This is a genomic window from Micromonospora sp. NPDC049799 (assembly GCF_040656655.1).
GTDB lineage: Bacteria > Actinomycetota > Actinomycetes > Mycobacteriales > Micromonosporaceae > Micromonospora.
This window is the reverse complement of sequence record NZ_JBFAMU010000172.1, coordinates 1-9,740: the sequence shown is the minus strand read 5'-3', so window position 1 is coordinate 9,740 and position 9,740 is coordinate 1. Positions and strand designations below refer to the sequence as shown.

General features: G+C 73.3%; 11 protein-coding genes. 7 read left to right on the top strand and 4 right to left on the bottom strand.

Annotated features, from left to right (window positions below):
• Positions 1–69 precede the first annotated feature (69 nt).
• A complete protein-coding gene (locus tag AB0I76_RS15240; RefSeq protein WP_357034866.1) occupies positions 70–1,155 on the bottom strand; it encodes a 3-deoxy-7-phosphoheptulonate synthase in 1,086 nt (361 codons plus the stop codon).
• 312 nt (positions 1,156–1,467) lie between these two features.
• Between AB0I76_RS15240 and AB0I76_RS15235 the strand changes: the two genes are divergently transcribed.
• Together AB0I76_RS15235 and AB0I76_RS15230 are read left to right on the top strand one after the other, a co-directional pair.
• Positions 1,468–2,622, top strand: coding sequence for an alkaline phosphatase PhoX (locus AB0I76_RS15235; RefSeq protein ID WP_357034864.1), 1,155 nt, complete (start codon positions 1,468–1,470; stop codon positions 2,620–2,622).
• Positions 2,623–2,725: 103 nt separating this feature from the next.
• Positions 2,726–2,941, top strand: a complete 216-nt coding sequence (locus tag AB0I76_RS15230; protein WP_357034862.1) for a hypothetical protein — start codon at positions 2,726–2,728, stop codon at positions 2,939–2,941.
• Here AB0I76_RS15230 and AB0I76_RS15225 read toward each other — a convergent pair.
• Complete coding sequence (locus tag AB0I76_RS15225; RefSeq protein ID WP_357034860.1) at positions 2,908–3,657, bottom strand: phosphodiesterase; 750 nt, start codon at positions 3,655–3,657, stop codon at positions 2,908–2,910. The genes AB0I76_RS15230 and AB0I76_RS15225 overlap by 34 nt on opposite strands.
• A gap of 100 nt (positions 3,658–3,757) precedes the next feature.
• On the opposite strand from AB0I76_RS15225, the gene AB0I76_RS15220 reads away from it, so the two are divergent.
• From AB0I76_RS15220 to AB0I76_RS15205, 4 genes are all read left to right on the top strand, one after another.
• Entirely contained in the window at positions 3,758–5,050 is a 1,293-nt protein-coding gene (locus AB0I76_RS15220; RefSeq protein ID WP_357034858.1) for a pitrilysin family protein, read from the top strand.
• A complete protein-coding gene (locus tag AB0I76_RS15215; protein WP_357034856.1) occupies positions 5,047–6,393 on the top strand; it encodes a pitrilysin family protein in 1,347 nt (448 codons plus the stop codon). The genes AB0I76_RS15220 and AB0I76_RS15215 overlap by 4 nt, the downstream gene beginning before the upstream one ends.
• A 369-nt stretch (positions 6,394–6,762) precedes the next feature.
• The gene (locus AB0I76_RS15210) at positions 6,763–7,788 is read left to right on the top strand and encodes an aspartate-semialdehyde dehydrogenase (protein WP_357034854.1); all 1,026 of its coding nucleotides are present in this window, start codon (positions 6,763–6,765) and stop codon (positions 7,786–7,788) included.
• A gap of 227 nt (positions 7,789–8,015) precedes the next feature.
• Positions 8,016–8,456, top strand: coding sequence for a PPOX class F420-dependent oxidoreductase (locus AB0I76_RS15205; RefSeq protein WP_357034853.1), 441 nt, complete (start codon positions 8,016–8,018; stop codon positions 8,454–8,456).
• Here the strand turns inward: AB0I76_RS15205 and AB0I76_RS15200 are convergent.
• Positions 8,432–8,833: a nucleotidyltransferase family protein gene (locus tag AB0I76_RS15200; protein WP_357034851.1), complete on the bottom strand. Its 402-nt coding sequence runs from the start codon at positions 8,831–8,833 to the stop codon at positions 8,432–8,434. The two genes, AB0I76_RS15205 and AB0I76_RS15200, sit on opposite strands and share 25 nt — an antisense overlap.
• Positions 8,834–8,848: 15 nt before the next feature.
• On the opposite strand from AB0I76_RS15200, the gene AB0I76_RS15195 reads away from it, so the two are divergent.
• Entirely contained in the window at positions 8,849–9,265 is a 417-nt protein-coding gene (locus tag AB0I76_RS15195) for a CBS domain-containing protein (RefSeq protein WP_357034849.1), read from the top strand.
• Between the two features lie 54 nt (positions 9,266–9,319).
• Here the strand turns inward: AB0I76_RS15195 and AB0I76_RS15190 are convergent.
• Positions 9,320–9,740: crosslink repair DNA glycosylase YcaQ family protein (locus AB0I76_RS15190; RefSeq protein ID WP_357034847.1), on the bottom strand; the 421-nt coding region annotated here is incomplete at its 5' end.

Genomic DNA, 9,740 nt, shown 5'->3' with positions numbered 1-9,740 from the left:
GGCCGGGTGTTCGTGACGCAAACCCCTTGATCAACCCGCGGGGTGAGGGGGTGGGGGGGTGGGGTGGGGTTAGGCGGGGGTGGGGAGGGTGGCTCGGCGGGTTCGGACCGACTGGGCGAGGTGGTCGAGGACCTCGGCCGTGGTGTCCCAGCCGATGCAGGCGTCGGTCACCGACTGGCCGTAGGTCAGCTCGCGGGTGGGGTCGAGGTCCTGGCGGCCGGGGAGCAGGAAGCTCTCCAGCATGATGCCGACGATGCCGCGCTGGCCGGCGGCGAGCTGCGCCGCCACGTCCGCCGCCACCGCCGGCTGGTTGCGGTGGTCCTTGCCGCTGTTGGCGTGGCTGGCGTCGACGACCAGCCGCTCCGGCAGCCCGGCCGCCCGCAGCAGGTCCAGCGCGCCGGCCACCGACTCCGCGTCGTAGTTCGGGCCGTCGTTGCCGCCGCGCAGCACCAGGTGCCCGTCCGTGTTGCCCCGGGTGTGCATGATCGCCGGGGTTCCGGAGAAATCGATGCCCGGGAAGACGTGCGGGACGCCGGCCGCCCGGATGGCGTCCACCGCCGTGGCGATGCTGCCGTCGGGGCGGTTCTTCATGCCGATCGGCATGGACAGACCGGAGGCCAGCTGGCGGTGCACCTGGCTCTCGACCGTACGGGCGCCGATCGCGCCCCACCCGACCGTGTCGGCGATGTACTGCGGGGTGATCGGGTCGAGGAACTCGCAACCCACCGGGAGCCCCAGGCGCAGCACGTCGATCAGGAGCGCCCGTGCCGTGCGCAGGCCGGTGTTGACGTCACCGGAGCCGTCCAGCCCCGGGTCGTTGATCAGACCCTTCCAGCCCACCGTGGAACGCGGCTTCTCGAAGTAGACCCGCATCACCACCAGCAGGTCGTCGGCGTGCCGGTCGGCGGCCTCCCGCAGCAGGTGCGCGTACTCGAGCGCGGCGGCCGGGTCGTGCACGGAGCACGGGCCCACCACCACCAGGAGACGGTCGTCGACGCGGTCCAGGACCCGGCCGACGGCACGCCGGTCGGCGAGGACGGCCGAGGCGAGCGAGTCGCCCAGGGGCAGGTCGTGGTGGAGCAGGGCCGGGGTGGTCAGCGGCACGACGCGGTCGATGCGCTGATCGCTGACCCGGTCGGTCTCCGGGGTCGTCACGGCGGGGTTCCTTCCGCCGACCGTGCCCGGGGCCGGCGCCCGGGTACGAGCCGGCTGCTCGTACGCAAAAGGGCAGGAACGAAAGCTCCTGCCCGGCCGGCTCGTCGTGCGGTGACGTCAGATCATGGTGAAGTCACCGGGCGAGCCGGCTGCCTAAACCATCGATACGAGCGCGTCACGTCGGCCAGCGTACCCGATTCGAGGCGTAGGCATCACCGGGTCGTCCGCAAAGCCTCGCCTCACGTTCACCTCCGTCGATGCGACCGCCGGTAGTTTCAGCGCCACCGAACGCTGCATCCCGGAGGTTTCCCGATGGACCGTCGTACCGTCCTGCGCGCCACCGTCGCCGGTGGCGCCGCCGCCTTCTCCGGCAGTCTCTGGGCCGGCGCCGCCCTCGCCGCGCCCGCCCAGCCCGGCAGCAGCCCCTACGGGCCGCTCCAGCCGGCCGACGCGCGGGGCATCCAGCTCCCCGCCGGGTTCACCAGCCGGATCATCGCCCGGTCCCGGCAGACGGTGGCCGGCACCTCGTACACCTGGCACGACGCGCCCGACGGCGGCGCCTGCTTCGTCGCCGGCACCGGCTGGATCTACGTCTCGAACTCCGAGATCTCCGGCTCCGGCGGGGTGTCGGCGGTGCGGTTCAACGCCGACGGGAGCATCGCCTCGGCGTACCGGATCCTGTCGAACACCAACCGCAACTGTGCGGGCGGCGCGACGCCGTGGGGGACCTGGCTCTCCGGCGAGGAGGTCAGTCGCGGGTACGTCTACGAGACGTACCCGCAGGGCGGCAAGGCCGGCGTCCGGCGGGCGGCGATGGGACGGTTCACCCACGAGGCGGCGGCCTGCGATCCGGACCGCAAGGTGATCTACCTGACCGAGGACGAGTCCAGCGGCTGCTTCTACCGGTTCCGGCCGACCACCTGGGGCGACCTCTCCTCCGGCACCCTGGAGGTACTGGTCGCCAGCACGGCCACCAGCGGCCCGGTCACCTGGGCGCGGGTCGGCGACCCGGACGGCTACCCCACCGCCACCCGCAGCCAGGTCTCGGGTGCGAAGAAGTTCAACGGCGGGGAGGGCTGCTGGTACGCCGACGGCACCTGCTGGTTCACCACCAAGGGCGACAACCGGGTCTGGGCGTACGACGCGGTCAACCAGCGGATCGACCTCGCGTACGACGACTCGCTGGTCTCCGGGACCGCCCCGCTGACCGGGGTGGACAACATCACCGGCGCCCGCTCCGGCGACCTGTTCGTCGCCGAGGACGGCGGCAACATGGAGATCGTTCTGATCACTCCGGACGCCGTTGTCGCGCCTTTCCTCAGGATCACGGGGCAGTCCTCGTCGGAGATCTGCGGGCCGGCGTTCTCGCCCGACGGCACCCGGTTCTACTTCTCCTCGCAGCGCGGCACGTCCGGCTCGTCCTCCGGCGGCATCACCTACGAGGTACGCGGGCCGTTCCGCTCCTGACCGGGTGTCGGTGTTAAGAGGGGCCCCTGTACAACGCGAGGCGTTAACGGGGGACCCTTCCTTTCACGCGTGCGGGGGGCGGGCGCGGGGTATGGGGGCGGACATGAGTCACGAGCAGAGCGACCAGGAACGCGTCGAGTCCCGCGCGCACCTGCTGCCCGAGGAGGCGGCGGTCGGCAGTGACGACGCGGAGACCCAGGCGGAGGCCATCCTCGCCGAGTCGGACATCCGGGAGGCGGACCAGAACGTCGCACCGGACACCGTTCTGGAACGGCGTACCTCCGATCAGACGGTGACCGCCTCCGAACCCCCCGACTGAACCTCCGCCCCCCGCGTACGGCGGGAGGCGCGGTAGGTGTGCTCCCGTAGCCAGGCGATCGGTCCTGCCGCCCGCAACCCGGGCGGCAGGTTGCCGATCGGGTCGAAGGCCAGCGCGGCGTCCGCGCGGGCGTCGAGCGGGGTGTCGACGCGGACCTGCCCGAACGGCCGCCACGGCCCCACGGCGGACGCCACGGCGAGGATCAGGCTCGGGCCGTCCGCGCGGGCCGAGGCGGTCACCTCGTCGAGGTTCCGGCCCGGGTCGGCCGAGTCCGGGTCGGCCAGCGCCGCCAGGAACAGGCGCCGCCGCCCCGCCCGGAACGACATGATCGAGCTGTACGTCCCGGCGAACCGACGCCGGGGCAGTGGCAGGTGACGCAGCACCGGTGCGGCGGCGCTGGAGCTGACCAGCAGGTCGTACGGGCGCTCCGGATCCCGGTGCAGCCGGACCGCGAGCCCCAGCACGTCGGGCCAGCTCCCCGGCGTGGGCACCCCCTTGGACAGCCGGACCGTCGCGGCGTACCGCCCGGGCCGGTCGATCAGCGGGACCCCGGTCGGCGGCCCGGACCGGCCCCACACGACGACCTCCCCGGTGAAGGAGCGGCCGGCCGGGTGGAGCAGCCGCCCATGACGCAAGCGGGTCAGGGCGGCGGTCGCGCGTTCGACGGCGGTGGCCGCCCGATCGGTGGTCGTACGGGTTCCGGCGGCGATCGGCATGCCCTCCCGGTACCCGGGTGCCGGGTGTCGAAGCCTGCCGGTGCGGCACGGCGCGTCCGGCGTGTCCCCTTCCCGTCCGATGATCGGATAGCGTCGTGCCATGCCCGACAGCGGTTACCCCTGGCCCATCGAGACGACCCGACTGGACAACGGCCTGCGCGTGGTGGTGAGCGAGGACCGCACGGCCCCGGCCGTCGCCGTGAACCTCTGGTACGACGTCGGTTCCCGGCACGAGCCGCAGGGCCAGACCGGCTTCGCCCACCTGTTCGAGCACCTCATGTTCGAGGGCTCGCTCAACGTGGCCAAGACCGAGCACATGAAGCTGGTGCAGGGCGCCGGTGGCTCGCTCAACGCCACCACCAACCCGGACCGGACGAACTACTTCGAGACGGTCCCGGCCGAGCATCTGGAGCTGGCGCTCTGGCTGGAGGCCGACCGGATGGGCGGCCTGGTGCCCGCGCTGACCCAGGAGACGCTGGACAACCAGCGCGACGTGGTGAAGAACGAGCGCCGCCAGCGGTACGAGAACGTGCCCTACGGCGACGCGTGGCTGCGGCTGCTGCCGCTGCTCTACCCGCCGGGGCACCCGTACCACCACGCCACCATCGGGTCGATGGAGGACCTGAACGCCGCCGGCCTGGCCACCTTCCAGGCCTTCCACGCCACCTACTACGCGCCGAACAACGCGGTGCTGACCGTGGTCGGGGACGCCTCGGCCGCCGAGGTCTTCGCGCTCGCCGACAAGTACTTCGGCGCCATCCCCGCCCGCCCGGAGATCCCTTCCGCGCCGGACGGCTCGGTCGTCCCGGCCGGCGGGCAACCCGCCGTGGAGACGGTCACCGCGGACGTCCCCGCGCCCCGCGTCTACATCGCCCACCGCACGCACGCCTTTGGCAGCGGCGGCTACGACGTGGTCACCGTGCTCGCCACCGTCCTGGGCAGCGGCCGGGGCAGCCGCCTCTACCAGCGGCTCGCCGACGGCGAACGGCTCGCGCAGCCGGACCTGGTGGGGGCGTACGGGGTGGACCTCGCGCACGCCCCCGCGCCGCTGATCGTCACCGCCACGGCCCGTCCCGGGGTGACCGCCGAGCGGCTGTCCACCGGGCTGGCCGAGGTCGTGGACGAGCTGGCCACCGTGCCGGTCACCGCCGCCGAGCTGGACCGGGCGAAGGCGCTGCTGAGCACCGCGTGGTGGCGCCAGATGTCCACGGTGGACGGCCGCGCCGACACACTGGGCCGGTACGCCACCCAGTTCGGCGACCCGGCGAAGGCGGCCGAACGGCTGCCGGCCTGGCTCGCGGTGACCGCGGAGCAGATCGCCGAGGTGGCCGCCGAGGTGCTGGCCGCCGCCGACCGGGTGACCCTGACCTACCTGCCCGAGGAGACCTCATGACGCTGATCGTCGACCGTCCCGGCCCGGGCACGTCCCGCCCGTACCGGTTCCCGCAGGTCGTGCGCCGGACGGTGGCCGGCGGGCAGGTCGTCGCCGCGCACCTGCCCGGGCAGAACCTCGCCGTCGCCCTGCTGCTGCTCGACGCGGGCGCGGAACGGGAGCCGACCGGCAAGGAGGGCCTGGGAGCGGTACTGGCCAAGGCCCTGGAGGAGGGGACCGCGCAGCGGGACGCGACGGCGTACGCGCTCGCGATCGAGGCGCTCGGCACCGAGCTGGTCACCGGCCTGGACTGGGACTCGTTCCAGGTCAGTGTGCAGGTGCCGGTGGACCGGCTGGCCGCGGCCGTGGAACTGCTGGCCGAGGCCGTGCGTACGCCGAAGCTGGACCCGGAGGACGTCCGGCGGGTCCGCGACGACGAGGCGACCGCGCTGCGGATGGACTGGGCCAACCCGGGTCCCCGGGCCGACGCGGCGCTGCGCGCCGACCTGTTCGGCGCGGAGAACCGGTGGGGCCGCCCGATGTACGGGGACCCGGACTCGGTGGCCGCGCTGGACGTCGAGGACGTCACGGTCTTCCACTCCGAGTGGTTCATCCGGCCCGGCACCCTCGTCGTCGCCGGCGACCTGGACCGGATCGACCTGGACGCGCTCGGCGCGGTGGCCTTCGCCGGCAGCGGCGGCGGGTCCGTCGAGCGGGGCGGCCCGATCGCGGTGACGCCCCGCGACCGGCGGCGGATCATCCTGGTGGACCGGCCCGGCTCGGTGCAGTCCACGCTGCGGCTGGGGCACCCGGCACCGCACCGGGCGCACCCGGACCACGTGCCGATGACGCTCGCCGGCACCGTGCTCGGCGGCGCGTTCACCTCGCGACTGAACCACCTGATCCGGGAGGTTCGTGGCTACACGTACGGCATCCGGGGTGACTTCGGCACGTCCCGCCGGTTCGGGCGGTTCGCCGTCAGCTCCGGCGTGCAGACCGCCGTCACCGCCCCCGCGCTGGTGGAGGCGGTCGGCGAGATCACCCGTACGCAGGAGACCGGGGTGACGGAGGACGAGCTGGCGGTGGCGCGGTCCTGGCGGGCGGGTCAGCTCTCGGTGGAGTTGCAGAGCCCTCGGGCGATCGCCGCGGCGCTGACCACGCTCGTCGTCCACGACCTGCCGGACGACTACCACGCCCGGCTGCGGGAGTCCCTGCTCGCCGCCGAGGTGGAGCAGGTGTCCGCGGCGGCCGCCACGCACCTGAGGCCGGGATCGCTCACCCTGGTGGTGGAGGGCGACGCGACCCTGATCCGGGACGAACTGGCCGCGACCGGCCTCGGCGACATCGTCGACCAGACGGGCTGAGCCGCGCGCGCCCACGATCCGCCCACTTTCACGGTAAGAGTGCTCATTCCGCGCCCGGAGGCCACTCTTTCCGTGAACGTGCCGGTAACCGGCGGGGCGGGGGTGGGGTGGGGGGTGTGACGTGGGTCGCGTGGCGGCGGTCGGAGAGGGTCGGAGACGGGGCGTGGCGAGGTGGCGTGGCTGGCGGATGCTTCGGTCGGTTGGACCGCCGGCTCGGGATCTTCCGGTCCGTGGGGCTGATCGGCGGTGTCGTTGCGGTTCGCCGGCCCAGCCGGGCGGCCAGCGGGGTCGCCGCCGGCGGTGTGACGGTGGCCCGGGCGGTGGGAAAGCGTTCCCGGTTGTGCCGCCCGGCTGGGTAGCCTCGCGGTCATGAGGATCGGCATTGTGGGGGCCACCGGCCAGGTCGGTGGCGTGATGCGGCAGGTGCTGGCGGAGCGGGAGTTCCCGGCGGAGCAGGTGCGGTTGTTCGCCTCGGCGCGGTCGGCCGGGCGCACCCTGCCCTGGCGGGACGGCGAGGTCACCGTGGAGGACGCGGCCACGGCCGACTACTCCGGGCTCGACATCGTGCTCTTCTCGGCGGGCAAGGGCACCGCGAAGGAGTTGGCGTCCCGGGTCGCCGAGGCCGGCGCGGTCGTGATCGACAACTCGTCGGCCTTCCGGATGGACCCGGAGGTGCCGCTGGTGGTCGCCGAGGTCAACCCGCACGCCGTGGCGAACCGCCCGAAGGGCATCATCGCCAACCCGAACTGCACCACGATGGCCGCGATGCCGGTGCTGCGCCCGCTGCACGACGAGGCGGAGCTGGTCAGCCTGATCGTGTCGACGTACCAGGCGGTCTCCGGAGCCGGCCTGGCCGGCGTGGCCGAGTTGGACGAGCAGGTCCGCAAGGTCGCCGAGCACGCCACCGGGCTCGCCTTCGACGGCGCGTCGGTGGAGTTCCCCACGCCGCGCTCGTTCGCCCGGCCGATCGCGTTCAACGTGCTGCCGCTGGCCGGCTCGATCGTCGACGACGGCTCCGCCGAGACCGACGAGGAGCAGAAGCTCCGCAACGAGAGCCGCAAGATCCTGGAGATCCCCGGGCTGAAGGTCTCCGGCACCTGCGTCCGGGTGCCCGTCTTCACCGGTCACTCGCTCCAGATCAACGCCCGGTTCGCCCGGCCGATCACCCCGCAGCGGGCCCGCGAGCTGCTCGACGGCGCGCCCGGCGTGGCACTGAGCGACGTGCCGACCCCGCTCCAGGCCGCCGGTCAGGACCCGACCTACGTGGGCCGGATCCGCGCCGACGAGACCGTCGAGCACGGTCTGGCCCTCTTCTGCTCCAACGACAACCTGCGCAAGGGCGCTGCGCTCAACGCGGTGCAGCTCGCCGAACTGGTCGCGGCCGAGCGTCGCTGACCCGGACGGTCGGTCGCGGGCCGGCCGCGGGCCGGGTGGGGATGATCCACTCGACGTCATGGACATCGGGGTGTCCCGGGACGGCGGACACCCCGATGTCATGGACGTCGAGTGGACCATGGGGCGGTCGTCGCTCGGCGACGCGCGCTCCTCGCCGGTTGGTGTCGGCCTGGCGCGACCGGTGGCGGCAGGATGGGAGGCGACGCACCGACCCGACGGAGGTAACCGTGCCCGTTGACGAGATTCCCGAAGCCCTGACCAACCTCATCGCCGGCCGGCGGCTCGGCGTGCTGGCCACCCTTAAACGAGACGGCCGTCCGCAGCTGTCCAACGTGGTCTACTCCTTCGACCGCGAGCGGGGCCTCATCCGGGTGTCGGTGACCGACGGCAGGGCCAAGACGGCGAACCTGCGCCGCGACCCGCGCGCCAGCTTCCACGTCAGCAGTGACGACGGCTGGGCGTACGCGGTGGTGGAGGCCCGTGCCGAGCTGACCCCGGTGGCCGAGCGGCCGGACGACCCGACCGTTGAGGAACTTGTTGGGCTCTACCGGGCGGTCCAGGGGGAGCACCCGGACTGGGACGACTACCGGTCCGCCATGGTCGCTGAGCGGCGTCTGGTGCTGCGCCTGCACGTCGAACGCGGTTACGGCATCCCGCCGCGCGGCTGAGGAGGTCGGACGACCGTGACGCCGGGCCATCGATCGGCGGGACGGACCTGCGCCAGCCGCTCGCCGAACCGCGTCCCGTCGACCATCGTCGGGTTGTGCCGCCACACCCCACCCAGCAGGTCGGCGAGCCCGTGGGGCGCGCAGACGACGAGCCGGTCGTCGGCATTGAGGCGGACCGCCACGGCCGTGGCGAACTCCGGCCAGGTGGCCACCGCCTCGGCCACGCTCCGGTACGGCGCGATCGGCTCACCGCCGAACCTCGCCGCGTACCAGGTGTGCACGGCGGCCTGGTTCCTCGCCCGCCATGAGTGACCGCGCGGGCTCCGGAAGTCGGCGTTACCTGCGGCGGGGCGACGGGTAGACCGCGGTGCCGACACCGAGAGGGGAGCACCATGACAACGGTCGGAGAGTTCATGACGACCCGGTTGGTGACGATGGACGGCAACGACACGCTGACCGCCGCGGCCCAGGAGATGCGCGACAGTGCCATCGGCGACGTGGTGGTGACCGACGGCGACAACGTGGTCGGCATCGTGACGGACCGGGACATCACGGTCCGGGGCGTGGCAGAGAACATGGACCCGAACTCCACCATGCTGAACGAGATCACGAGCAAGGACGTGATCACGGTCAGCCAGTACGACGACGCGGTCGCCGCCGCGGACCTGATGCGGACCTACGCCGTACGCCGGTTGCCGGTCATCGACGACGGGCGCCTGGTGGGTCTGGTCTCCATGGGTGACCTGGCGGTCGAGCGCGAACCGCAGTCGGTGCTCGCCGACATCAGCGCCAACGAGCCGAACAACTGACCGTCCGCCGCGGACGGGGCCGGCTCTCCGATGCGGAGGGCCGGCTTCCGTCGGTCACGAGCCGTCGACGTGGACGCGCGTCTCGGTGGCGCCGCGCGCTGCCGCCACCACGGCGGCCTCCTCGTCGAGGTGGCGGCGGGCCCGGGCCGGTAGCCGGCCGAACGGGCTGACCGTCAGCTCGAGGACGCCCCGGCCGACCTGCTTCGCCCGCCAGGTGCCGGCGACGTCACCGTCCACCAGCACCGCGCCGGGACTGCCGATCATCCGCCACAGCTGTGGCCGTTGAGCCTTCTCCGGCACCAGCACCTCCCGGTCCCGCGCCTGGAGGAACGGGTCGCCGGGCGGCAGCAGCCGGACCCCGGCCGGTGCCTCGGCGGCCCGCAACGCCGGCAGTTGCTCGGCCGGGAGCCACGCGCGCCGGCCGTCGACACGCACCTCCGCCAGGTCCTCCGGCCAGACCGGCCGGAGCGCGGTG